Source organism: Pseudomonas sp. B6001 (assembly GCF_013386015.1).
Lineage (GTDB): Bacteria > Pseudomonadota > Gammaproteobacteria > Pseudomonadales > Pseudomonadaceae > Aquipseudomonas.
Genome location: NZ_JACAOX010000002.1, coordinates 746,364 through 771,352 on the forward strand (window position 1 = coordinate 746,364; position 24,989 = coordinate 771,352).

General features: G+C 60.5%; 24 protein-coding genes. 4 read left to right on the forward strand and 20 right to left on the reverse strand.

Going from position 1 to position 24,989, the window contains the following annotated elements; translation table 11 throughout:
* Positions 1–39: 39 nt before the first annotated feature.
* Positions 40–1,269 carry a nucleoside recognition domain-containing protein gene (locus HX821_RS05805; RefSeq protein ID WP_003214785.1) on the forward strand — a complete coding sequence of 410 codons (1,230 nt, stop codon included), beginning with the start codon at positions 40–42 and terminating at the stop codon, positions 1,267–1,269.
* A gap of 86 nt (positions 1,270–1,355) precedes the next feature.
* Here HX821_RS05805 and HX821_RS05810 read toward each other — a convergent pair whose 3' ends face one another.
* From HX821_RS05810 to HX821_RS05850, 9 genes are all read right to left on the reverse strand, one after another.
* The gene (locus tag HX821_RS05810; RefSeq protein ID WP_177022442.1) at positions 1,356–2,015 is read right to left on the reverse strand and encodes an ABC-type transport auxiliary lipoprotein family protein; all 660 of its coding nucleotides are present in this window, start codon (positions 2,013–2,015) and stop codon (positions 1,356–1,358) included.
* Positions 2,012–2,950: an MlaD family protein gene (locus HX821_RS05815; RefSeq protein WP_003214780.1), complete on the reverse strand. Its 939-nt coding sequence runs from the start codon at positions 2,948–2,950 to the stop codon at positions 2,012–2,014. The genes HX821_RS05810 and HX821_RS05815 overlap by 4 nt, the downstream gene beginning before the upstream one ends.
* 1 nt (position 2,951) lies before the next feature.
* Entirely contained in the window at positions 2,952–3,755 is an 804-nt protein-coding gene (locus HX821_RS05820) for an ABC transporter ATP-binding protein (protein WP_003214778.1), read from the reverse strand.
* A complete protein-coding gene (locus tag HX821_RS05825; RefSeq protein ID WP_032899919.1) occupies positions 3,752–4,900 on the reverse strand; it encodes an ABC transporter permease in 1,149 nt (382 codons plus the stop codon). Before HX821_RS05825 ends, HX821_RS05820 begins: the two co-directional genes overlap by 4 nt.
* 55 nt (positions 4,901–4,955) lie before the next feature.
* Complete coding sequence (locus HX821_RS05830; RefSeq protein ID WP_003214774.1) at positions 4,956–5,999, reverse strand: DUF5924 family protein; 1,044 nt, start codon at positions 5,997–5,999, stop codon at positions 4,956–4,958.
* Between the two features lie 71 nt (positions 6,000–6,070).
* On the reverse strand, positions 6,071–7,453 hold the full coding sequence (locus HX821_RS05835; RefSeq protein ID WP_177035400.1) for a pitrilysin family protein: 1,383 nt from the start codon (positions 7,451–7,453) through the stop codon (positions 6,071–6,073).
* 58 nt (positions 7,454–7,511) lie between these two features.
* Positions 7,512–9,170 carry a Na/Pi cotransporter family protein gene (locus tag HX821_RS05840; protein WP_003214770.1) on the reverse strand — a complete coding sequence of 553 codons (1,659 nt, stop codon included), beginning with the start codon at positions 9,168–9,170 and terminating at the stop codon, positions 7,512–7,514.
* Between the two features lie 214 nt (positions 9,171–9,384).
* Positions 9,385–10,152, reverse strand: a complete 768-nt coding sequence (locus HX821_RS05845) for a TerC family protein (RefSeq protein WP_003214768.1) — start codon at positions 10,150–10,152, stop codon at positions 9,385–9,387.
* A gap of 65 nt (positions 10,153–10,217) precedes the next feature.
* Entirely contained in the window at positions 10,218–11,525 is a 1,308-nt protein-coding gene (locus HX821_RS05850) for a CitMHS family transporter (protein ID WP_003214766.1), read from the reverse strand.
* 272 nt (positions 11,526–11,797) lie between these two features.
* Between HX821_RS05850 and HX821_RS05855 the strand changes: the two genes are divergently transcribed.
* The gene (locus HX821_RS05855) at positions 11,798–12,199 is read left to right on the forward strand and encodes a GFA family protein (RefSeq protein ID WP_008439652.1); all 402 of its coding nucleotides are present in this window, start codon (positions 11,798–11,800) and stop codon (positions 12,197–12,199) included.
* Here HX821_RS05855 and HX821_RS05860 read toward each other — a convergent pair.
* The 11 genes from HX821_RS05860 to HX821_RS05910 all read right to left on the reverse strand — a co-directional run bounded on the left by HX821_RS05860 (position 12,196) and on the right by HX821_RS05910 (position 22,292).
* On the reverse strand, positions 12,196–14,157 hold the full coding sequence (locus HX821_RS05860) for a DUF4105 domain-containing protein (RefSeq protein WP_003214762.1): 1,962 nt from the start codon (positions 14,155–14,157) through the stop codon (positions 12,196–12,198). The two genes, HX821_RS05855 and HX821_RS05860, sit on opposite strands and share 4 nt — an antisense overlap.
* Entirely contained in the window at positions 14,154–14,474 is a 321-nt protein-coding gene (locus HX821_RS05865; RefSeq protein ID WP_003214760.1) for a DUF2388 domain-containing protein, read from the reverse strand. Before HX821_RS05865 ends, HX821_RS05860 begins: the two co-directional genes overlap by 4 nt.
* A 26-nt stretch (positions 14,475–14,500) precedes the next feature.
* Positions 14,501–14,809, reverse strand: coding sequence for a DUF2388 domain-containing protein (locus HX821_RS05870; RefSeq protein ID WP_008439654.1), 309 nt, complete (start codon positions 14,807–14,809; stop codon positions 14,501–14,503).
* A 106-nt stretch (positions 14,810–14,915) separates the two neighbouring features.
* Positions 14,916–15,236 carry a DUF2388 domain-containing protein gene (locus tag HX821_RS05875; RefSeq protein ID WP_008439660.1) on the reverse strand — a complete coding sequence of 107 codons (321 nt, stop codon included), beginning with the start codon at positions 15,234–15,236 and terminating at the stop codon, positions 14,916–14,918.
* A gap of 151 nt (positions 15,237–15,387) precedes the next feature.
* The gene (locus HX821_RS05880) at positions 15,388–15,582 is read right to left on the reverse strand and encodes a DUF1127 domain-containing protein (RefSeq protein ID WP_003214754.1); all 195 of its coding nucleotides are present in this window, start codon (positions 15,580–15,582) and stop codon (positions 15,388–15,390) included.
* A 262-nt stretch (positions 15,583–15,844) separates the two neighbouring features.
* Entirely contained in the window at positions 15,845–16,060 is a 216-nt protein-coding gene (locus tag HX821_RS05885) for a DUF1127 domain-containing protein (protein WP_003214752.1), read from the reverse strand.
* Positions 16,061–16,378: 318 nt separating this feature from the next.
* A complete protein-coding gene (locus HX821_RS05890) occupies positions 16,379–17,872 on the reverse strand; it encodes an acetyl-CoA hydrolase/transferase family protein (RefSeq protein ID WP_177035401.1) in 1,494 nt (497 codons plus the stop codon).
* 179 nt (positions 17,873–18,051) lie between these two features.
* Complete coding sequence (locus HX821_RS05895; protein WP_003214748.1) at positions 18,052–19,488, reverse strand: NAD(P)(+) transhydrogenase (Re/Si-specific) subunit beta; 1,437 nt, start codon at positions 19,486–19,488, stop codon at positions 18,052–18,054.
* Positions 19,485–19,808, reverse strand: a complete 324-nt coding sequence (locus HX821_RS05900; RefSeq protein ID WP_008439664.1) for an NAD(P) transhydrogenase subunit alpha — start codon at positions 19,806–19,808, stop codon at positions 19,485–19,487. The genes HX821_RS05895 and HX821_RS05900 overlap by 4 nt, the downstream gene beginning before the upstream one ends.
* A gap of 15 nt (positions 19,809–19,823) precedes the next feature.
* Entirely contained in the window at positions 19,824–20,945 is a 1,122-nt protein-coding gene (locus HX821_RS05905) for a Re/Si-specific NAD(P)(+) transhydrogenase subunit alpha (protein WP_008439665.1), read from the reverse strand.
* Positions 20,946–21,392: 447 nt separating this feature from the next.
* A complete protein-coding gene (locus HX821_RS05910) occupies positions 21,393–22,292 on the reverse strand; it encodes a LysR family transcriptional regulator (RefSeq protein WP_003214745.1) in 900 nt (299 codons plus the stop codon).
* Between the two features lie 157 nt (positions 22,293–22,449).
* On the opposite strand from HX821_RS05910, the gene HX821_RS05915 reads away from it, so the two are divergent.
* Positions 22,450–23,631: an acyl-CoA dehydrogenase gene (locus HX821_RS05915; RefSeq protein WP_177035402.1), complete on the forward strand. Its 1,182-nt coding sequence runs from the start codon at positions 22,450–22,452 to the stop codon at positions 23,629–23,631.
* A 13-nt stretch (positions 23,632–23,644) separates the two neighbouring features.
* On the forward strand, positions 23,645–24,865 hold the full coding sequence (locus tag HX821_RS05920) for a CaiB/BaiF CoA-transferase family protein (RefSeq protein WP_177022447.1): 1,221 nt from the start codon (positions 23,645–23,647) through the stop codon (positions 24,863–24,865).
* Positions 24,866–24,989: the final 124 nt, after the last annotated feature.

The window sequence follows — 24,989 nt, forward strand, 5'->3', positions numbered from 1 at the left end:
CCCGCTATCATTCGCCCCATCTTTCGGGGGATTCAACTGATGCTCAATGGCCTGTGGCTTGGCTTCTTTATCGTGGCGATGGTGTCTGCGCTGGCGCAATGGCTGATCGGCGGGAATGCCGGGATCTTTGCGGCCATGGTGGAAAGCATTTTCGCCATGGCCAAGCTGTCGGTCGAGGTGATGGTGTTGCTGTTCGGCACCCTGACCTTGTGGCTGGGCTTCCTGCGTATCGCCGAGAAAGCCGGGATCGTCGACTGGCTGGCCAAGGCCCTGGGGCCACTGTTCCGGCGCCTGATGCCGGAAGTGCCTGCCGGTCACCCGGCCATCGGCTTGATCACGCTCAACTTCGCCGCCAACGGCCTGGGCCTCGATAACGCCGCTACGCCCATCGGCCTCAAGGCCATGAAGGCGCTGCAAGAGCTCAACCCTATCCCCAATACCGCCAGCAACGCGCAGATTCTGTTCCTGGTACTCAACGCGTCTTCCCTGACCCTGCTGCCGGTCACCATCTTCATGTACCGCGCCCAGCAAGGTGCGGCGGACCCGACGCTGGTGTTCCTGCCGATCCTGCTGGCCACCAGCGCCTCGACCCTGGTGGGCCTGTTGTCGGTGGCGGTGATGCAACGCCTGCGGCTGTGGGACCCGGTGGTGCTGGCGTATCTGATTCCGGGTGCGCTGGTACTGGGTGGCTTCATGGCCTTGCTGGCGACGCTCTCAGCCACGGCGCTGGCGGGGCTGTCGTCGATCCTCGGCAACCTCACGCTGTTCGGGCTGATCATGTTGTTCCTGGTGATCGGCGCGCTGCGCAAGGTGAAGGTCTACGAAGCGTTTGTCGAAGGTGCCAAAGAGGGCTTCGACGTTGCCAAGAACCTGCTGCCGTACCTGGTGGCGATGCTGTGTGCAGTGGGCGTGTTGCGGGCGTCCGGCGCGCTGGATTTCGGCCTGGAAGGCATCCGCCACGTGGTGGCCTGGACCGGCATGGACACGCGCTTTGTCGATGCGCTGCCGACGGCGATGGTCAAGCCGTTCTCCGGCAGTGCGGCGCGGGCGATGTTGATCGAGACGATGCAGACCCAGGGCGTGGACAGCTTCCCGGCGCTGGTGGCGGCGACGATTCAGGGCAGCACCGAGACCACGTTCTATGTGTTGGCGGTGTACTTTGGCTCGGTGGGAATCCAGCGGGCACGGCATGCGGTGGGGTGTGCGTTGTTGGCGGAGTTTGCTGGTGTGGTGGCGGCGATTGCGGTGTGCTACTGGTTCTTCGGCTAAGACCTGAATCCCTGTGGCGAGGGAGCTTGCTCTCGTTGGGCCGCGAAGCGGCCCCAGTCAGTTATCTCAGGTGTGTCAGTCAAAGCTCATTGACTGGTTTTGGGGCTGCTGCGCAGCCCAACGGGAGCAAGCTCCCTCGCCACAAAAGCGCGGCTTCCCAGGCCGACGGCCCAATCCACCACCTGCCTGTTCAGTACATCGCCAGCCTGACCAAACCCGGCCACCACCGCCGGCACCTTGGTATCCCCCACCGGCTGCCTCACCTCGAACCGCTTGCTGGCAATAATCCGTTGATCACTGCCGCGCACCAACCGTGCGTCCAGCCGTATCACCACTTCAACTGCGCTGCCGCGATACTCACTCTGAAACGCCTGCAACTGCCCGCCCAACTCAAAGTCCGCCTGCAGATTGGTCTCATCGGTACTGAGCAACGTCACCCGCCCATCCCGCTGGAACCCGTCCAGCAACCGATTACGCAACAGCACGGGGGCTGGATCGCTCCAGCGGGAATTCGCGTAACTACTGATCAAGTCACCGTTAGGCACCACGGCAATCCGCGGGCTGTCGAGGAATTCGCTGGTCTGCGGCTTCGCCACCCGCAGCGACCAGGCCACCGGGCTGGCCTGCGTGGCGGCCTGCGCCGATGGCAACCGGTACACGTCCGAGGGATCCGCCTTCGGCAGGATGGAACACGCACTGACCAATACCAGCGCAACGGGGGCGATCATTTGGTACGCACGCTTCATGGCGTGAACTCCTTGTTCTTGTCGCTGCCCAGCAGGTAACCGCTGGGGTTGGCTTCCAGGCGGCGGGAAATGGCGCGCAACGAACCCAGGGTTTCGCGCAGCTCGCGCACCGCTGGCGCCAGTTCGTTGAGACCCTGCATGCCGCTGTTCAGGGAATCCTTGTTGTTGGTCAGCAAGGTGTCGATCGTGGCCGTGCTCTGTTGAAGGGACTGCATGGCCTTTTCAGCACTGCCGAAAACCTGCTTGCCCTGGTCGTTGAGCAAACCGTTGGCGTTGCGCATCAACGCGGTGGTTTGCTCCAGGGTGGCGCTGGCCTGTTTGCTCACCTGCATCAATTGCTGCATCACCACCTTGATGTCGCCGCGCTGATCGGCAATCGCGCCGGTGGTCTGTTGCAGGTTGTCCAGGGTATTGCTGAGGCGCTCGACGTTCTCCCGGGAGAACATGTGATTGGCGTTGTGCAGCAGCAAGTTGATGCTGGTCATCAGGTCGTTGCTGTTGTTCAGCAGTCGCGCGATCGGCGATGGCGACGCAATGATCTCCGGCAGGTTGCCGTCCTTGCCCTTGAGCTCAGGGCTTTGGGGCGTACCGCCGCTGAGCTGGATGATCGAGGTGCCGGTGATGCCGGTCAGGGCCAGCTTGGCCTGGGTGTCTTCCTTGATCGGCGTCTGCCCGGCCAGGCGGATGCGCGCCAGCACCCGGCGCGGGTCTTTCGGGTCGAGGCGCAGGCTGGTGACGTCGCCCACCTTGATCCCGCTGTACTGCACGGCACTGCCTTGGGACAGCCCACTGACCGCCTCGTTGAACACCACTTCGTAATCCTGGAATGCGCTGTCGACGCTGGACTTGGCCAGCCACAGGCCAAACAGCATGGCGCCGACCACGACGATCACGCTGAACAGACCGATCATCACATGATGGGCTCGGGTTTCCATGTCATACCTCGTTGAGCAGTTGAGCGGCATCCAATGCCGCGCGGCCCCGTGGGCCATGGAAGTATTCGTGAATCCAGGCGTCGTCGGTTTCCGAGACGACATCGATGGCATCCGCCACCAGTACCTTTTTCTGCGCCAACACCGCTACACGGTCGGTGATGGTGTACAGCGTGTCGAGGTCGTGGGTGACCAGGAACACGCTCAGGCCCAACGCATCGCGCAGGGTCAGGATCAGTTGATCGAAGGCGGCGGCGCCGATCGGGTCGAGGCCGGCGGTGGGTTCGTCGAGAAACAGGATATCCGGGTCCAGAGCCAGGGCACGGGCCAGGGCCGCGCGCTTGATCATGCCGCCGGAGAGTGACGAGGGGTATTTGTCGGCGGCCGACAGCGGCAGCCCGGCCAACGCCAGTTTCACTGCCGCCAGGTGCTCGGCATCGGGACGGCTGAGGCCGGCATGCTCTATCAGTGGCAACGCAACGTTCTCGGTGACCGTCAGCGAGGAAAACAGCGCGCCCTTCTGGAACAGCACGCCGAAGCGCCGCTCCACCAGCGACCGCTCGTGTTCCGACAGGCTCGGCAAGTTCTGCCCGAACACCCGCACCTGGCCTTCGCTGGGCTGGCGCAACCCAATGATGCTGCGCAGCAGTACCGACTTGCCGCTGCCGGAGCCACCGACGACGGCGAGGATTTCACCCTTGTACAAGTCCAGGTCGAGGTTCTCGTGCACGCTTTGCGAACCAAACCGGTTGCACAGCCCGCGGACTTCGATCACCGCCTCAGTGGGCGCACGGCGCAGACGACTCACCAGCCCATCTCCATGAAGAACAGTGCGGCGACCGCATCCAGCACGATCACCACGAAAATCGATTGCACCACACTGGAGGTGGTGTGGGCGCCGACGGACTCGGCGCTGCCGCTGACCTTGAAACCTTCGAGGCAGCCGATGGCCGCGATCAGGAACGCGAAGATCGGCGCCTTGACCATGCCGACTAGGAAGTGCTGCACGCCAATGTCCGATTGCAGCAGCGACAGGAACATTGCCGGCGAAATATCCAGGGCCACGGCACACACCACACCGCCGCCGATAATGCCCGAGAGCATTGCCAGGAACGTCAGCATCGGCAGCGCCACCAGCAACGCCAGTACGCGGGGCAGCACCAGCAACTCCATCGGGTCGAGGCCCAGGGTGCGGATCGCATCGATCTCTTCGTTGGCCTTCATCGAGCCGATTTGTGCGGTGAAGGCACTGGCAGTGCGGCCCGCCATCAGGATCGCGGTGAGCAACACGCCGAACTCCCGCAGGAAGGAGAACGCCACCAGGTCCACGGTGAAGATACTCGCGCCAAAACTGGCCAGCACCGTGGCACCGAGAAACGCCACCACTGCGCCCACCAGGAAGGTCAGCAAGGCCACGATGGGGGCCGCATCGAGGCCGGTTTGTTCGATATGCGCAACCATTGGCGTCACGCGCCAGCGCTTGGGCCGGAATACGCCACGGGCGAAGGTTTCGAGGATCAGGCCGATAAAGCCCAGCAGTTTCATGCCGTCTTGCCAGACGGTGTAGACCGCGCCGCCGATGCGCGCCAGCAACATGATGCCGGCGGCTTCTTCGGGTTCCTTGACCGGCACACAGAAGTCGTTCAGAGAGCGGTAGACGGTTTTCAGTAACGCGCGGTCGGCGGTCGAGAGGCTGCAGTCGGTCTGTTCGGCGGACTGTTCGATGCGCTCGGGGCCGAGCAATTCCACCAGCAGCGAGGCGCCGGCCGTGTCCAGGGCGCCGAGGCCGTTAAGGTCGATACGTGCGCCAGCGTCGTACTGGCCGTCGAGCTTTTCCGACAGCTTCTTCAGGTTGGCATAGTGGGCAAGCGTCCAATCCCCTGTAATCCTCAGCAATGGAGGCTGGGTGGACGTGTCCAGATGGGCTGCACCGGCCGTTGTGCTACTGGTCATAAGCTCCGAGCTTGTTTGGCTATTCCAGAATTCCTACGTAATAGCACGATCCTGCCTACTTTGGCGCGTCTGGCGTTGTAGCGCCCTGACCGGGGTCAGTCACCTTGAAGCGCAATACGCCGATCACTTGGCCATCTTCGGTCAGCACCCGTACCTGCCAGCGTCCTACCGAGTCGGGGGGGAAGTTCTGCTTGTGGGTCCAGGCCCGATAGCCTTCCTTGCGCCCACCATGGATGTCCAGGGCGATGCGGTCGACTTCCTTGCCGTTGAATTTCCACACATGGTAGATCCGCTCATCCAGGCCGCGCGGTGCGTTGATCGCGGTGTAGGCATACAGCCCGCTGCTGCGCAGTTGGGCGGCGCTGACTTCTTTTAGGTCATCGCCGGGCGTGCGGTCCTGCAATTGGGTGCTGATGGCCACTTCGGTCATCCACAGCGTCGCGGGTGGCACCCAAGTGCGCAGGAACCAGCCGGCGCAACCAATCGCTGCGGTAACCCCCAACAGCATCGCCCAGCCCTTGATGCTACGCAGCGGCAGGCTCACGGCCAGGCTCGGGATAGAGAGCGCCATCGCCACGCCGAGGGCCAGTTTGTAACTCTCGGCGGTGGTCAGGTGCAGGATGATCGGCAGCGCGGTCAGCAGGGCTGCGAACAGGGTCAGGGTGTGCAGTGCGAGAAACAGCGAGCGCTTGGGTGCCAGCCACTTGTAGTACAGCGGGTCGGTGATCGATACCAGTGCCGCCGCGCCCAGCAGGCCGGTAAAGATCGACTGGCCGCTGTTCCAGGTGGTGGTGACAAAAAAGAACGGCAGGACAAAAAACAGGCTTTCCTGATGGATCATCTGCGTGGCGTAGCGCAGCAGCGGTTCGGGGATTTCCCGTTTGAAGACTTTGCTGAACAGCTGGGTGAGGCTGTTTTCGAGCATCAGCCATAACCAGCTCACCAGCATGATGATCGCGATCCAGCTGGCCATGCCTTGCTGGCGATCCACCAGGATGAAGCTGCCCACACCCGAGATGAAACCGCCGAGTGCAATCACCCCTGGGTAGCGCTTCATCAGCTCGAGGATGCGCTGGATGGTGTGGGTCAGGATAGGCATTCGGCAGTTCACAGTCTTTGTAGGAAAAATCCCAGACAGAATAACGTTTTAGCCGTTTTCTCGGGGCCCGATTACGCAATCCCTTTGCGATAACGCCACACACCTAGTAACACAATCGCAATCAGCCCCAGTGCGCCTGCGGCGATCCAGTTGAGGCTATCGTAGCTGAACAACGGTTTCTCGATGCGCCAGTAGCCGTTCTGCTTGAACAACTCGCGCATGGCCTGGTTGGCTTGCTCCAGGCTGACGGCCTTGATGCGCTTGGCCGGGTCGCTGAAATGCCCTTTGGCGTAGTCGCCCGAGGCACTCCAGTAATAGTCGGCCAACGCGCTGTTGCCTTGAACGGCCCACGCCTGGCGGGCAATGGCGGCTTGTTGCAGGCGGGCGAAGGTGGCCGGGTCGAGGCCGTCCTTGAGCAGTTGGGCCCTGAGGGTTTCCAGCACGTGCTCGGCTTCGGGCAGGTTGTCGCGTTCAAGGTCGGCGTTGAGGCTCATGAAGCCGACGCCGCCCAGCACTTCGCGCTCGCTCCATGGGCCATAGGACAAGCCGTGCTGCAAGCGCAATTGACGATACAGCGCCCAATCCAGGTAGTCCTTGAGCAGGTCGAAGGTTTCATCGTACTGGTCGTCCAGCACCGGCTCGGGGAATAACCAGTGCAGCTTGGCGTTGTCACCGACCCAGCCGTGGATCAGGTCGAGGCGGACGGCGGCGGCGTGTTGAATCTCCGGCAACGGGCGATGTTCGCTGGGGTCAACCGGATCCAGTGCGCCGTAAGTGCGTTCGAGATAGGCCGGCAGCAGCTTGTCGAGGTCGCCGACGATGATCAGGGTCATGTTGTTGGGGGCGTACCAGGCCTTGCGCAGCTTTTCCAACTGGTCGCGGGTCAGGTGCTCGACTTCGGCCCGCTCGGCGCATTTGAGCCCCAGTTCGACGGCAAGCTGACTGCTGGCCTTGTGGCCGAGGTCCTGGCGGTCCAGCAGCCGTTGCAGGTGTGAGTAATGGCCGCCGTCTTCGCGCTCCACCACCTGTTTGGCGGCATTGATGTTGGCGTCGGTCAATTGGGTGCGGGTGATGATGGCCAGCAGCAGGTCGAGCACCTTGCGCTGGTTCTGCGCCGGAGCCTCGATGACGAAAGTGGTGTCGGCATTGCTGGTGTAGGCGTTCCAGTCGCCGCCGAGGGCTTGCATGCGTTCTTCCAGCTCACCTTCGCCGCCACCGTCGATTCCGCTGAACAGCAAATGCTCCAGCAGGTGCGGCAGTTCCTTGTCTTCGCAACTGAAGTCATCCAGGCCCACACCCACCACCAGGCGGATTGCCACGTGGCCGCGTTCGGTGCCCGGCTTGAGCAGCAATTGCAGGCCGTTGGGCAGGGTGTAGCCCTCGACTTGCAGGCGGTCAAAGGCAAAGGTGTGTGCCGAACCCATGAGCAGGCAGGCGAATAGCAGGCGACGCATAACAGGCTTCCTGGCGAGTGAGGTCCATTGTTAACTGACTTCACTCGCCGTCGTACGTTCAGGGCGAATGGGTGATGTCGGCAATATCGTCCGCCGAGAGGGCGCCGGTGTCGGTGGTTTCCAGCACCACATAAGCGCTGCTGCAGAACAGCGAGTTGAGACGCTTCATGTCGGCAATCAGCTCCAGGTGCAAGGAACTGGTCTCCAGGCTCTGTACGATTTTACGTTGCAAGCGGCTGACGTGGGCGTGGGCCAGGCGACGCTCCTGGGCGCGGAAGCGGCGCTTTTCCCGCAGCAGTTGCCGGGCGCTTTCCGGGTCGGCACTGAGGAACACCGAGAGCCCCAGGCGCAGGTTGGCGATCAGTTGGGTTTGCAGGCCCGCGAGTTCCTCCAGGCCGACTTCGGAGAATGAGCGGCGCTGGGAGGTCTTTTGCTGCTGGACCTTGCGCAGCATGCGTTCGATCAGGTCGCCGGCCAGTTTCAGATTGATCGACAGTTCGATGATCTCGGCCCAGCGTCGGCTGTCCTGTTCGCTGAGGTCTTCCCGGGGCATTTGCGCGAGGTAGAGCTTGATCGCGCTGTAGAGCGCCTCGACATCGTCGCTCAGGCTGCGCATTTCCTGGGTGATGGCGGTTTGCTTGCCGCGCAGCACTTCCAGCATCGAGGTCAGCATGTTGTCGATCAGGTCGCCCAGACGCAGGGTTTCGCGGGCGGCGTTGGCCAGTGCCAGGCTTGGGGTGGCGAGTGCTGCCAGGTCCAGGTGGCGCGGCTTGGCCAGGCCGTTGACCTCTTCGCGTTCCGGGAGCAACCAGGCGCACAAGCGGGACATCGGGCCGATGGTGGGCAGCAGGATCAGGCAGCGAATAACGTTATAGAGCAGGTGGAAGGTGATCACCATGCCTTGGGCGCTGTAGTCCAGGTTATCCATCCAGCCGACCAGCGGGTCGAGTACCGGGATGATCAGCAGCAAGCCGATCAGCTTGTACAGCAGGCTGCCCAGGGCCACCTGGCGCCCGGCGGCGTTCTGCATGCTGGTGCTGAGGAAGGCCAGCACGCCGCTGCCGATGTTGGCGCCGATCACCAGGCCGATGGCCACGTGCAGGCCGATCACGCCGGCACCGGCGAGGGTCGCGGTCAGCAGGACGGCGGCCAGGCTGGAGTAGGAGATCATCGCGAACAGTGCGCCGACCAGGGCATCGAGCAAGATGTCGCCGGTCAGCGAGGCGAACAGGACCTTGACGCCCTGCGCGTGGGTGATCGGGCCCGCGGCTTCGACGATCAGTTGCAGCGCAAGGATGATCAGCCCGAGGCCGATCCCGACACGGCCCATCTGCCCGGCGCGTGTCTGTTTGCGCGACAGGAAGAAAATCACCCCGAGGAAAATCAACAGCGGCGACAGCCACGACAGGTCAAAGGTCAGCACCCGGGCCATCAGCGCGGTACCGACATCGGCACCGAGCATGGTCGCCAGGGCGGGCATCAGGCCCATCAGGCCCTGGCCGACAAACGAAGTCACCAGCATCGCCGTGGCGTTGCTGCTTTGCACCATGGCCGTCACCAGGATGCCGGCGATAAACGCCAGCCAGCGCTTGGACATGTTCTGCCCGATGACCTGGCGCAAGTTGGAGCCGTAGACCCGCAGGATGCCGGTACGGACGATGTGCGTGCCCCAGATCAGCAGGGTTACCGCGGAAAGCAGATTGAGCAGGGTCAGCATGCTGGGCCCCCTGTGTTGAGTCGTGCTCCAATCGGAGCAAGTGAATAGTGCCGCGTGCCGTTCTACGTCTTGTACTTAAGCTGTAGTTGGCGAATGGGCTCGGCGCCAGCATCGCATAGCTAAAGTCGGGATTGAAACAAAACTGTCATGAAATCAGCTTTTTGCAGATGAAAAAAAGGGGCTCTAAAGCCCCTTTTTCAGCAGCGGGTCCAGGTTATTGACCCGGAATGTCCTTGCGCAGTTTCACAGGGTCCTGCTGTTTCTTCTTTTTCGCGATGGCGGTACGCATCTTGATGTTCACCGCTTCAACCGCCAGGGAGAACGCCATGGCGAAGTAAACGTAGCCTTTTGGCACGTGAACGTCGAAGGCTTCGGCGATCAGCACGGTACCCACCACCAGCAGGAACGACAGCGCCAGCATCTTCAGCGACGGGTGTTTGTCGATGAAATCGCTGATGGTGCCAGCGGCCAGCATCATCACGAGTACGGCGACGATGATCGCGGCCACCATCACCGGTACGTGGGAAACCATACCAACGGCGGTAATCACCGAGTCCAGGGAGAACACGATGTCGATGATCGCGATCTGGATGATGGTGTAGATGAACTTGCCACCGGCGCCCTTCGGCTCGTCGTGGGTTTCGTCTTCACCTTCCAGGGCGTGGTACATCTCCTGGGAGCTTTTCCACAGCAGGAACAGGCCACCGAAGAACAGGATCAGGTCGCGGCCGGAAATGCCTTGGCCGAACACCACGAACAGATCGTCGGTGAGGCGCATGACCCAAGTGATCGACAGCAGCAACAGGATCCGCGTGACCATCGCCAGCGCCAGGCCGAAGATCCGGGTACGCGCCTGCATGTGCTTGGGCATGCGGCTGACCAGGATCGAAATCATGATGATGTTATCGATGCCCAGGACGATCTCGAGGGCCGTCAGGGTGAAGAAGGCAATCCAGATTTCCGGATTGGTCAGCCATTCCATGTGTATTCCTTTGAGCGAGTGTTAGACCGCGCCAGCCTTAAGAGCCGGCGCAGTGAGTTGTACGATTATAGAGTGCTGAACAGCGGAAAAATCCCCATCAGCAAAGCGGCGACCATTATGCACAGGCACACCAGCACCGCCCACTTGAGGGTGAAGCGCTGGTGATCGCCAAATTCGATACCCGCCAGGGCTACCAGCAAGTAGGTCGATGGAACCAGTGGGCTCAACAAGTGCACAGGCTGGCCAACGATTGAGGCGCGGGCCATTTCCACGGCAGTGATGCCGTAGTGGCTGGCGGCTTCGGCCAGTACCGGCAGAACGCCGTAGTAGAAGGCATCGTTGGACATGAAGAAGGTAAACGGCATGCTCACCAGCGCGGTGATCACGGCCAGATAAGGCCCCAGCGCGTCAGGGATGACGGCCAGCAGGCTCTTGGACATGGCATCGACCATGCCGGTACCGGACAGGATGCCGGTGAAGATACCGGCGGCGAAGATCAGGCCGGTGACCGCCAGGACGCTGCCGGCATGGGCGGCGATCCGGTCTTTCTGCATCTGCAGGCACGGGTAGTTGACGATCATCGCGATACTGAAGGCCACCATGAACAGTACTGGCAGTGGCAACAGGCCGGCGATCAAGGTGCACATCAGGGCGAAGGTCAGTGCGCCGTTGAACCAGATCAGTTTCGGACGGCGGGCGTCCGGGTATTGCGAGACGCTGATTTCGCTGTGGTCGATTTCATCGCCTTGCAGGTGCAACTCGCCCAGGCGTGCCCGTTCGCGCTTGCCGTACATATAGGCAATCACCAGGATGGCGACGACGCCGGCGGCCATGGCTGGAATCATCGGTACGAAAATATCCGATGGGTCCACGTGCAATGCACTGGCGGCGCGGGCGGTCGGGCCACCCCATGGGGTCATGTTCATCACCCCACCGGCGAGGATGATCAGGCCGGCCATGATCCGCGGGCTCATGCCGATGCGCTGGTACAGCGGCAGCATGGCGGCCACGCAGATCATGTAGGTGGTGGCGCCGTCTCCGTCCAGTGATACCACCAGGGCCAGCACGGCGGTGCCGACCGAGACCTTCAGCGGGTCGCCCTTGACCAGCTTGAGGATCTTGCGCACGGCCGGGTCGAACAGGCCGGAGTCGATCATCAAGGCGAAATAGAGGATGGCAAACATCAGCATTACGCCGGTCGGCGCAAGCTTGGTGATGCCCGCGAGCATCATCGGGCCGATCTGCGGGGCAAAGCCGCCGAACAGCGCGAACAGGATCGGTACGATGATCAGGGCGATCAGCGCAGACAGGCGCTTGGTCATGATCAGGAACATGAACGTGATGACCATGGCAAAGCCAAGGAAAGTCAGCATAGGAATACTCCAGGCGTAGCGCGGCTAGGGAATGGCGAACCGGTTGGGTCAGCGCAGAACGAAAGGCACGAGGCGTACGGGTGGAGTCGGGGCAAACAGGCGGGTACGAGCGGACATCGGGAATCACCATTGTTGTTGTTAACAACCGGTCTGTTGCCGGTAGTGGTGGGCGATCCTAGTCCCGGAAGCTTTCAGCCAGCTTTCGCTTGAGAAACGGGCTACGTTGAATGGACGACTGGTCCTGTGTGAAATAAGGATGTGGGAGACAGAGCATGCATGAGCAACACCAAGGCGGCTGCCATTGCGGGCGGGTGCGTTATCAGTTCAGCGGGGCGTTGGTGGATATTGCCCACTGCCACTGTTCGATTTGCCGGCGGGTCAGCGGCGGCTTGGTGACAACCTGGATCACCCTGCCCCGTTCCGCGTTCGCCTGGGTGGCGGGAACGCCGGCGCAGTACGAATCTTCGCCGACATGCGTGCGGTATTTCTGTTCTAACTGTGGGGCGCATTTGGCGCTGGTAACGCAACTGAGTGCCGAGAGTATCGATGTGACCATCGCAACCCTGGATCACCCGGAGCTGGCCCCGGCAGATCGGCATATCTGGGTAGAGAGCCGATTGCCGTGGTTACACCTGGATGAGCAACTACCGGAAGAAGCCGGAGAAGCGCTCTAGGGCAGTTCGAACCCGCCGGAGGCCTTGTGCAGTGCGCGCAAGTGCTCGCCTAGCTGCTTGAGGTTGGCTTCACATGCGGCAATCTCCGCCGCGCGGGCCGGTTCCAGCAGCGCCCTCACCTCTTTGTCCAGATCGCCGGTCAGCGACTGCAACTGCTTCTGGCGCGCGGCGCTCTCTGATTCCAGGCGTTTGGATTCTGTTGGTTGTGGCAAGCCGTAACCGCTGGTGCCCAGCAGCTCTGCCGGGCGACTGAGGAAGCCACTGTTGGCGAGGATCTGCTGCAACGTCGCGTTGGCCTTTTCCATGCCGCCGTTCTTCAGCTCGCGGGCGCCAAGGTAGCGTTGCTTGACTTCATCCTGGGCCAGCATGAGCTGCTTGCGGAAGCTCGCCTGTTCCAGCAGCAACAAGGCGGCGCTGGCGCGCAGGTCGGCTTCGGCGAACCATGGGCGGCGCTCTTCGGCACTCAGTGACAACCAATCCTCCACTTCAGCCTGTTTGATCGGCAGGCGCTTTTTCAACACCTCGAACATCGCCTGGTAGCGCTCGCGGAAGGAGTCGAAGTGATAGCCGAGGCGCAGCGCGCGTTTTTTGTCGTCCAGCACACTGGTATCGGCCAGGCCTCGGCCCTTGAGGACTTCCAGCAGGCCATTGGGCGTGATGTTGTCCAGGCCGGTCAGCTGCGGGTTGGCGCTGCCGCTGCGTAACAGTTTCAGGCTCTCTACTGCGCAGTTGTTGGAGATGAAGAAGTAGTTGCCGTCGTAGCTCCAGTGCATTTCGGCGGCGTGTTCGACGGTATCGTTGATCTCCTGGCGCGTGAGCTTCAACGGCACCGACGCCAGGCCGCGCAGCTCGGTCTTGGTGTACTCGTCAATGACCTGAGACAGCGGCAGCACGAACAGCCGCGACGGGTATTTGCCGATCAGGCCGTCCCAGCTCGACAGTTGTACGTCACCGACAAACGCGCGGTAGGACAACACCAGGTGCTGGTCCAGGTCCAGGCGGCAGTCCGGGCCCCGTGGCCGGCCGGGGGCGCAGATCACCAGGCGCAGCATGCTGTGGCCCCAGCGACTCACGAGGTTCTGGTTGGCTTCGGCCAGCAGGTAGTCGATTTCGTAGACCCGCTCGGGGTCGACCTGGCCCAGTGGAGTCTTGGCGAAGTCGTTGCCGGCGTTGAGGAAGGCGTAGGTTTTGGCACAGGTGTCCTTGGCGGGCGGCGCCCAGCCAAAGTGTTCCTTGTAATAGCGGTACAGCGAAGGCCGGCGGCAGGCATAGCTCGGGTCGAGGAGGAAGTACTCCATGTTGACGGCGACGAATTCCAGCGGGCTGGTGGTTTCGTAGATGTCCGGGCTGCGGGCGACCTGATGGTTGTTCTGTTCACGTTCGCCGCGACGGCCGACGTATTGCGGCCACCCGGCGAGGTCCAGCAGGCGTGGGTCATCGCTGAGGGTAAAGCGGCGGTCGTTCTGGCCCCGGCATTGATCGGGCAGGCCGATCAGGCCGGTGATGTTGTTCTGGCGGCTGCAACGCTGGATCAGCTTGCGGTCGGCGCTGGACCACAGGCGGGCACGGTCATAGATGTGGGTCAGTTCATGCAGCACGGTGGCGAGCATTTCCCGGCGCACGGTGCCGTGGGGGCGATTGGTTTTTTGCGTCGCGGCACTGCCGTCGGTAAGGCTTTCCAGCAAGTTGCTGTTGAGGTCCAGTTCGGACACCAGCGAAGCCTGGCCGTAGGCGTTCTCGGGCATCTTGTCGGTCCAGCCGACGTCGATGGTCCGGTCCAGTTGCTCGATGAAGCGCGGCGGCAACGCCTGCATCGCTTCATCCAGCAATGCCTGGCTCGCCTGCTGCTGGGCCGGGCTCAAGCCATCGGTCTTGAGCCGCAGTTGCAGGGCGGCCTGAGCCGCGCTGGCGCCCAGCAGCAAGGTGCCGGCCAGTAGCCAGGCGGCAATGCGCCTCACAGAGAGAGGATAGCTTCGGCGAGGACCTGGTCGCTGGCGTCGCGGGCTTCCGGCACGCGGGTTCGCAGGGTGTCGAAGGCGGCTTCCAGTTGAGCGCCACGAATCTCGCCATTGCTGGCGACGAAACTGGCGGCATCGTCGTGGGCTTCGCGTACGACTTTGGAGTCGCGGATGGACGTGGTGGTGTCCGAGGTGAAATCGATGGTACGGGCCGAGGCTCGGACGATGATGTTACTGGTGGCCTTCAGGGTTTGTGCCTGGGCAACACCGGCCAACAACAGCAGGCCGAGAGCGGCGGCGATCAGCGGGCTACGCATGGAATGACTCCGAAATACAAAGATGATTATTGGACGAGAATTGCTTGCGCCAGTTCAAGGTCACTGGCGTTAAGTTTTGGCTGGGTATGGCGCAGATAATCCAGCGCTGATTCCAGTCGGGCTCCCCGCCATTGGCCGTCAGTGGCAATGAAAGCGGCAGCGTCATCCTGGGCGGCCAGTATCAGTTTATGGTCGAACGGTGCGGAGGTCACTTTGCTGGTGGCATACGCACTGACAACGAGGCTCTGGGTGGACAGGTCAAAGGCCGGAGCTTGCGTGGACCAGCAGGTGCAAAACACTACGGGAGCGATCAACAGGCGGTATGAAAAAGCCATGGGACTCGACAACTGAAAACGAGCGCCAAGGCTAGCGCAATGCCCGGGCGAGAGCCAGCGCGGAGGGTTCGGGGAGCGCCTGGCGCCCCCTTTATCCCACCAGCGGTCAGATGGCCAGGATCGCCTGGGCCAGCTGCGCGTCAGTCGCGGTATTCAGTTGTGGAGCCTGTTGGCGGATCTGGGCCAGGGCGCTTTCCAGTTTTACGCCACGGATGGCGCCTTCGCTGGCAACGAAGCTGGCGGCGTCGTCACGGGCGGCACGTACGACCTTGTTGTCACGCAGGGAGGAAGTGGCATCGGAGGTGGCGTCTGAGGTGGCTTTCAGTGCGCCGACGATCGAATCCGTGGTCACGATCAGGCTGGAGGCGTTGGCATTGGCAGCCAGGGCCAGCAGGGCTGCAGCGCTCAGCAGGTGAAGACGGGACATGGGGTGACTCCTGTAAATGAACGAAAGGGTGGCACAAAGCTACTGCTTGAGCAGCGAGACCATGGGCATCAGACGCCCGTTCTACAGGGTTCGCCACGTGGTAGCCGGATATTAGCCGCCGCTTATCTGTTCGGATAGCTTCCTGCGGTGATTACTCGCGCCAGAACGATTTGGCCAGCTCAGATGCCCGGTCGCCGTGACTGATACCCGCATCGGACAATTCCCGCGGATCCAGTTGAGCCAGCAGCCTGCGTGTGCGGGCCCGTTGCCCCCAGCAGACGAGTGCTGCAGCGGTGCGCTTGAGTAGCTGTATCAACCGAGGGTGTTGCTGGTTTTTGGTATTCATGACGCGCGCCTTTCATGAGGTCCTGGAACACCATCTTGGGCTGGAGGGTGCTACCGGTACAGATACACGCGGATTAAATTGTACTGCTTAATTGTTATATTTTTTAAACTGTATCTGTCTGTAGAAAGCCGACTGTTTTCGCCATTGAAAATCCAAACCCCAGAAACAGCAGAACCCGCCGCCGGTTACCCGGGGCGGGTTCTGCTTTAACAATTCGGAGTGCTGGCGGTGGACCCGGTGGGTCAGGGCCAGCGGACGCTAATTAGCGCCAGAACGGCTTGCTCAGCTCTTCGTAGCGTTGTGCTTCGCTGATACCGGCGTCAGCCAGCAGACGCGAATCCAGACGAGCCAGTTGATGGCGGCTGGAGATGCGGCGCTGCCACAACATCAGGTTGGCGAGAACGCGCAGAGGCAGGGAAGCCTGGGTGTTTACAGCTTTTTCTTCGAAGAACAGATCGGAACTGAGTGTACGTTCCATGATGACATCCTTCCGCTTGTGGCGGGATTAGGTAGTGGTTTAACTGGTGCCAATGATCCTCCTCCCGCGCAAGACTCTCTAGATACAGTTCACCTGTATTGTGAGGGGCCAGTTAACTGTTTATAGGGGCTGTACTGTACGAAATTGGGGCAACTGTACCTGTCGGCACTTTTATGGTGCGTTTTAGGCGTTTATGGAGTTCGAGGTAGGATATTTCGGTAGGAAATGACCGGTACAGCAGTACAGTTTTTTATAAAAGTTGGGCTCGGAAGCTCGGGCTGATGAAACTGTGTTTGCATCAGCCCGAATCTGTATCAATCACGCCTTCAGCATATGCCCGGTTTCTTCCAGGTTGATGTGCCAACTCAGTGCTTCTCGCAGGATATGCGGGGTGTGCCCGCCCAGCACACAGGCTTGGGTGAAGTAGGTGTTCAGGGCATCGCGGTACGCCGGGTGCACACAGTTGTCGATGATGACCCGAGCCCGCTCCCGCGGCGCCAGGCCCCGCAGGTCCGCCAGGCCGACCTCGGTCACGAGGATGTCGACGTCATGCTCGGTATGGTCCACATGGCTGACCATTGGCACCACGCTGGAAATCGCGCCGGCCTTGGCAATCGACTTGGTGACAAAGATCGCCAGGTGCGCGTTGCGCGCAAAGTCGCCCGAGCCGCCAATTCCGTTCATCATCCGGGTGCCGCAGACGTGGGTGGAGTTGACGTTGCCATAGACGTCGAACTCCAGCGCGGTGTTAATGCCGATGATGCCCAGGCGCCGCACCACTTCCGGGTGATTGGAGATTTCCTGGGGCCGCAGCACCAATTTGTCTTTGTAGCGCTCCAGGTTGCCGAACACGTCGGCGTTGCGCCGTTCCGACAATGTGATCGAACTGCCTGAGGCAAAGCTCAGCTTGCCTGCGTCGATCAGGTCGAATGTGGAATCCTGGAGGACTTCCGAATACATCGTCAGGTCTTCGAAGGGCGACTCGATCAAACCGCACATCACCGCATTGGCAATGTTGCCGATGCCTGCCTGCAGCGGGCCGAGCTTGTTGGTCATGCGTCCGGCGTCGACTTCTTCTTTAAGGAAGTTGATCAGGTGATTGGCGATCGACTGGGTGTCGCTGTCGGGCGGCGTCACGGTGGAGGCCGAATCCGCCTGATTGGTGATGACGATCGCGACGATCTTTTCCGGCGGAATCGGAATCGCGGTGCTGCCGATACGGTCGTCCACGGCCACCAGCGGAATTGGCGTGCGGGTCGGGCGATAGCTCGGGATATAGATGTCGTGCAGGCCTTCCAGGTTCGGGTTATGCGCCATATTGATCTCGACGATCACCTGCTTGGCGAAAATCGCGAAACTGGCGGAGTTGCCCACGGAAGTGGTTGGCACAATGTGGCCTTGCTCGGTGATCGCTACGGCTTCGATCACCGCGATGTCCGGTAGCTTGAGCTGATTGTTGCGCAGCTGCTCGACGGTTTCCGACAAATGTTGGTCGATAAACATCACCTCGCCGGCGTTGATCGCCTTGCGCAGGGTGCTATCTACCTGGAATGGCATGCGTCGCGACAGTACACCGGCCTCGGTCAGTTGCTTGTCCAGGTCGTTGCCCAGGCTGGCGCCGGTCATCAGGGTAATTTTCAGCGGTGATGTCTTGGCGCGTTCGGCCAAGGCGTGGGGCACGGCCTTGGCTTCACCGGCGCGGGTGAAGCCGCTCATGCCGACGGTCATGCCGTCCTGGATCAGTGCGGCAGCGTCAGCCGCGCTCATGACCTTGTTCAACAACGAAGGCAAGCGGATACGATCACGGTACATGGATTGTTATCTCGGGCTACGGAAGCAAGATGCGCAGTCTAGTGATTTCAAAAAATTTCGTCCCGCTACCATGGTCGAATGCCAGGCAGCGATTTAGAGCCTTTTGTCGGTTTTTACCGGCAATAAAAAACCCCAGCCTACTAAAGGCCAGGGTTTTGGGTATTGCGCTGGCGCAGTGTTTATTCGACGGCCTTGACCATGTCTTCGATGACCTTCTTGGCGTCGCCGAAGACCATCATGGTCTTGTCCAGGTAGAACAGTTCGTTGTCCAGGCCGGCATAGCCGCTGGCCATCGAGCGCTTGTTGACGATGATGGTCTTGGCCTTGAACGCTTCGAGGATCGGCATGCCCGCGATGGGCGACTTGGGATCGTTCTTGGCGGCCGGGTTGACCACGTCGTTGGCGCCTAGCACCAGCACCACGTCGGCCTGGCCGAACTCGGAGTTGATGTCTTCCATCTCGAACACCTGGTCGTAAGGCACTTCTGCCTCGGCCAGCAATACGTTCATGTGACCAGGCATACGGCCTGCAACCGGGTGGATCGCGTACTTCACGGTCACGCCGCGGTGGGTCAGCTTCTCGGTCAGCTCTTTCAGTGCATGTTGTGCCCGTGCCACCGCCAGGCCGTAGCCCGGTACGATGATTACGGTATCGGCGTTGGTCAGCAGGAAGGTTGCATCGTCAGCCGAGCCGGATTTCACCGGGCGCGCTTCTTTCGAGCCGGCCGGGCCGGCGGCGTCTGCCGTGTTGCCGAAACCGCCGAGCAGTACATTAAAGAAGGAGCGGTTCATCGCCTTGCACATGATGTACGACAGGATCGCACCGCTTGAACCCACCAGCGAACCGGCGATGATCAGCATCGAGTTGTTCAGCGAGAAGCCGATCCCCGCCGCAGCCCAGCCGGAGTAGCTGTTGAGCATCGAGACGACCACCGGCATGTCGGCGCCGCCAATCGGGATAATGATCAGCACGCCCAGCACGAACGCCAGGGCCAGCATCAATGCGAAGGCGCTGAGGTTGCCGGTGAACATGAAGGCCAGGCCCAGGCCCAGTGTCAACAGCCCCAGCACCAGGTTCAGCTTGTGCTGACCGCCGAACTGTACCGGTGCGCCCTGAAACAGGCGGAACTTGTACTTACCCGACAGCTTGCCGAAGGCGATGACCGAGCCGGAGAACGTAATTGCACCGATGGCTGCACCGAGGAACAACTCCAGGCGGTTACCGGCGGGGATCGAATCCCCCAGGTGTTTCACGATACCCAGCGACTGTGGTTCCACGACTGCGGCGATGGCGATAAACACTGCAGCCAGGCCGATCATGCTGTGCATGAACGCCACCAGCTCCGGCATCTTGGTCATTTCCACGCGCTTGGCCATGATCGAGCCGGCGGTGCCGCCGACCAGCAGGCCAACGATGACGTAGCCAATGCCGGCAGTGGCCAGCTCGGCGCCGAGCTTATAGATAAGGCCCACGGTGGTGAGCACTGCCAGCGCCATGCCGAGCATGCCGAACAGGTTGCCGCGCCGGGACGTCGTCGGGTGTGACAGGCCTTTAAGGGCCTGGATAAAGCAGATCGACGCGATCAGGTAGAGCGTCGTGACCAGATTCATGCTCATGACGATGGCGCCTCTTCTTTTGCTTTCGGGGCTTTCTTCTTGAACATCTCAAGCATCCTGCGGGTAACCAGGAAGCCACCGAACACGTTGACCGCTGCGAGCGCCACGGCCAGGGTGCCCATGGTCTTGCCCAGCGGTGTCACGGTGAGTGCGGCAGCCAGCATGGCGCCGACGATCACGATCGCCGAAATCGCATTGGTCACGGCCATCAGCGGGGTGTGCAGGGCCGGGGTGACGTTCCAGACCACGTGATAACCGACATAAATCGCCAGCACGAAGATGATCAGGTTGTAGATACCGGGGGAAATAAGCTCTTCCATCGTCTGAATCCCTGCTTAGGCGTTTTTGCGGATGACTTGGCCGTCGCGGCACATCAGGCACGCGGCGACGATGTCGTCTTCGAGGTTGATTTCAAACTGCCCTTCCTTGGTGAAGACCAGCTTCAGGAAGTCCAGCAGGTTGCGTGCGTACAGCGCCGAGGCATCGGCGGCGACGGCGCCGGCCAGGTTGGTCGGGCCGCAGATGGTCACACCGTTTTCCACGACCACCTGGTCTGCCACGGTCAGCGGGCAGTTGCCGCCCTGGGCTGCGGCGAGGTCGATGACCACCGAGCCTGGCTTCATCTGAGCGACGGTCTCGGCGCTGAGCAGGGTCGGTGCCTTGCGACCCGGAATCAATGCGGTGGTGATGACGATGTCGGCTTGCTTGGCACGTTCATGCACGGCCAGGGCCTGGCGCTGCATCCAGCTTGTTGGCATTGGGCGCGCGTAACCGCCCACGCCAACCGCGCATTCACGTTCTTCATCAGTTTCGTATGGCACGTCGACGAACTTGGCGCCCAGGGATTCGATCTGTTCCTTTACCGCCGGACGCACGTCGGACGCTTCGATGACCGCACCCAGGCGTTTCGCGGTAGCGATCGCCTGCAGCCCTGCTACACCAGCTCCAAGAATCAGCACGCGAGCGGCTTTCACCGTACCGGCGGCGGTCATCAGCATTGGCATGAAGCGTGGGTAGTGATGGGCGGCGAGCAGTACAGCCTTGTAGCCGGCAATGTTTGCCTGGGAAGAAAGCACATCCAGGCTCTGCGCGCGGGAGGTGCGCGGCGCGGCCTCAAGGGCAAAGGCCGTGATGCCATGCTCGGCCAGTCGAGTGATGGTTTCGTTGCTGAACGGATTGAGCATGCCCACCAGCACTGCGCCGCTTTTGATCAGCGTCAGTTCGCTGTCATTGGGGGCGACCACCTTGAGGATCAGCTCGGCGCCGAATGCATCACTGGCGCTGCCAATGGTTGCGCCCGCTGCTTCATAGGCACTGTCGACGACACTGGCATTGATGCCTGCCCCGCTTTGCACAGTGACCTTGTGGCCCTGGCCGATCAGCTTCTTGATGGTTTCCGGGGTGGCAGCCACCCGCGTTTCACCGGTCTGGGTTTCGAGAGGAACACCAATGTGCACGTCAAATCTCCTGCATGATCTTTTTGCTTTGATTTTTGTAAAAGGCCAGTGCGCCACGACAGGCGAATCTGGGCGGCCGATCAGCACGATCCCGCTGAAATACAGCGGGGCGCGGCATTTTGCAGGCGAACTTTACGGCCTTCAAGAGATTATGACGGGTGACAAAAAATTAACTACAAGTCACCCCGTGACCGATTGTCGCAATGGATAGATTAAAGTCGTTTAAATACAGGAGATTAAAGAGTTTTTACCGAAATATCAGCGCTTCTCCATCGCCGACGTGAATGATTGGGCATCGCTGCAATTTTATGGCTACAGGCCAATACCTACATGGCTTAAAGGCCATTTCAGGGTCAAAAGATGCGGTCTTCTAAATTGCGACATATATATACATATGTAGGTATTTTATTTTGTTGACTACAAAGTTAATAAATTGACGAAGACCCTTTAGATATTGGGGTTGTAACGATGCGACTGATCAATCAGCCAGTCTCTGAACGCATGCAGAGAAGCTGATTCGACCTTTCTCTCGGGAATCATCAGGTAGTAAGCCTTTGAGCTCGCCAGTACCTGAGGGCTGGCAATCACCAAGTGCCCATCGCTCAGTTCCCTTTGAATAAGGAACGGCGGTATCAGTGCAATGCCCATATCGTGCATGGCTGCCTGGGACAACATGGAGAATAGCTCGTAACGCGGGCCTGTCATGTCGCGGGGTATGTCCAGCTGTTGCGCGTTGAACCACTGGCGCCAGGCATAGGGTCGAGTAGTTTGTTGCAGCAGGGGCAGTTCGGCGATTTCGTGTGCAGTGAAGTGCGTGCGATCGCCCAGCAAGCGCGGGCTGCATACCGGGAGCGGGTTTTCTCCCATCAGTTTGTGGGATTCGGTACCGGACCAGTCGGCATCGCCAAAGTAGATTGCCGCGTCGAATTCGGTATCGGCGAACAGGAAAGGCCGTGTGCGGTTGGTCAGGTTGACGGTGACTTCGGGATGCTGGTGCTGAAAGTCCTTGAGGCGTGGGATCAGCCATTGGGTGCCGAAGGTCGGGACCACCGCCAATTCAATAACGTTGGTGCCCTGCTGTCCCATGATCGAAAGGGTGTCGCGTTCCACGGCGTCAAGTTGCGTAGCCACCCGGCGACTGTAGGAAAGCCCTGCTTCTGTCAGTTTCACGCCCCGGCGCGAGCGTCGAAACAGCTCGACACTTAAAAACTCCTCAAGACTGGCGATTTGTCGGCAGATTGCGCCCTGGGTGATCGAAAGCTCCTGTGCCGCCTTGGTAAAGCTCTCGTGGCGGGCTGCAGCCTCGAAACTGACCAGCGCCGTGGTGCTGGGAATTTTTCTGCGCATGTACCGTGACCTCACAAGTAAAGAGCATCTATGTCGCTTTTGAATGTTACGGAGTGAGAAATTAGCACAAGGCTATGCAAAATCCTCGTTTGCCCTCCTCTCCTGCCCGGCCTAGGCTCCATGCACGACTTTTGATTTACTTCGCGAGGACTCACTCATGGGCGGTAAGGCAAGCTTCAACTGGATCGATCCACTGCTGCTGGATTCACAGCTCACCGAAGAAGAACGCATGGTGCGCGACAGTGCCCAACAGTTCGCCCAGGACAAGCTGGCGCCCCGTGTTCTCGAAGCCTTCCGCCATGAAAAGACTGACCCTGCGATCTTCCGCGAAATGGGTGAGACCGGCCTGCTGGGGGCGATGATTCCAGAGCAGTACGGTGGCAGTGGATTGAACTACGTCAGCTATGGCCTGATCGCTCGTGAAGTAGAGCGTGTGGACTCTGGCTACCGTTCGATGATGAGTGTGCAGTCCTCACTGGTGATGGTGCCTATCAATGAATTCGGTACCGAAGCGCAAAAGCAGAAATACCTGCCGAAGCTGGCCTCTGGTGAATGGATTGGCTGCTTTGGCCTGACCGAGCCTAACCATGGTTCCGACCCGGGCGCGATGATTACCCGCGCGCGCAAAGTGGATGGCGGCTACAGCCTCACTGGCAGCAAGATGTGGATTACCAACAGCCCGATTGCGGATGTGTTCGTGGTGTGGGGCAAGGACGATGCGGGCGACATTCGCGGCTTCGTGCTGGAAAAGGGTTGGAAAGGCCTGAGTGCTCCGGCGATCCACGGCAAGGTCGGATTGCGCGCCTCGATCACCGGTGAAATCGTCATGGATAACGTGTTTGTTCCTGAAGGGAACATCTTCCCGGATGTGCGTGGCCTGAAAGGACCGTTCACTTGCCTTAACTCGGCACGCTACGGGATCTCGTGGGGTGCCTTGGGGGCCGCGGAGTTCTGCTGGCATACCGCGCGTCAGTACACCCTTGATCGCCAGCAGTTCGGGCGGCCTTTGGCGGCTACTCAACTGATTCAGAAGAAGCTCGCAGACATGCAGACTGAAATCACCCTGGCGCTGCAAGGATGCCTGCGGTTGGGTCGTATGAAGGATGAGGGCACTGCGGCTGTGGAAATCACCTCGATCATGAAGCGTAACTCGTGTGGCAAGTCGCTCGACATTGCCCGGATGGCGCGTGACATGCTCGGTGGTAACGGCATCTCGGATGAGTTCGGCATTGCCCGCCACCTGGTCAACCTTGAAGTGGTGAATACCTATGAGGGTACTCACGACGTGCATGCATTGATCCTGGGGCGAGCGCAAACCGGTATTCAGGCGTTCTATTAATAGGAGAACGACCATGGGCGCGCTTTCGCACCTGCGGGTACTGGATTTGTCGCGAGTGCTGGCGGGCCCTTGGGCCGGGCAGATACTTGCAGACCTTGGCGCTGAAGTGATCAAGGTCGAGCGGCCCGGGAATGGCGACGACACTCGTGCCTGGGGGCCACCCTTCCTCAAGGATGCGTATGGGGAAAACACCACTGAGGCGGCGTATTACCTGTCTGCCAATCGCAACAAGGAATCGGTGACGATCGACTTCACGCGGCCGGAGGGCCAGAAGCTGGTGCGTGACCTGGCGGCGAAGTCCGACATTCTGATCGAGAACTTCAAGGTAGGCGGCTTGGCGGCCTATGGGTTGGACTATGAGTCGCTCAAGGAGCTCAATCCGGAGTTGATCTACTGCTCGATTACCGGGTTTGGTCAAACCGGGCCCTATGCGACGCGGGCGGGCTACGACTTCATGATCCAGGGGCTTGGCGGGCTGATGAGCCTGACTGGCCGCCCGGAGGGTGAAGACGGCGCCGGACCGGTTAAGGTTGGCGTGGCGCTGACGGATATTCTTACGGGGCTTTACTCGACAGTTGCGATCCTGGCGGCCATGGCTCACCGGGATCATGATGGTGGCGGCCAGCATATCGATATGGCGTTGCTGGATGTGCAGGTGGCTTGTCTGGCTAATCAGGCGATGAACTACCTGACGACGGGCGTCTCTCCAAAGCGCCTGGGTAACGCTCATCCGAATATCGTTCCCTATCAGGATTTTCCTACGGCGGATGGCGACTTCATTCTTACTGTGGGTAATGATGGGCAGTTCCGCAAATTTGCCGAAGTGGCTGGGCAGCCCCAGTGGGCGGATGATCCTAGGTTTGCTACTAATAAGCTGCGAGTGGCTAACAGGGCGGTGCTGATTCCGTTGATCCGTCAGGCTACCGTGTTCAAGAGCACGGCTGAATGGGTGGCTCAGCTGGAGCGAGTAGGTGTGCCTTGCGGCCCGATCAATGACCTGGCGCAGGTGTTTGCCGATCCTCAGGTGAAAGCGCGCGGGTTGGCGATGCAGTTGCCTCATGCGTTGGCTGGTACTGTGCCCCAGGTGGCAAGTCCTATGCGCCTGTCCAAGACGCCTGTTGAATACCGCAGCGCACCTCCGCTGTTGGGTGAGCATACCCATCAGGTGCTGCAGCAAGTGCTGGGTTTGACGCCAGCGAATGTGTCGGCTTTGAGGGAGGCCGGGGTCATCTGAAGCTTCTCTTCTATATAGAGGGTTGTTGAGGCTCTCTATATGGAGGGAAGTTGGTCGGTTTTTAGCCAGAAATGCCTATTTGATAGAAAAGCTGAATTAAGGGTTGACGGCAGATTCTGGAAGT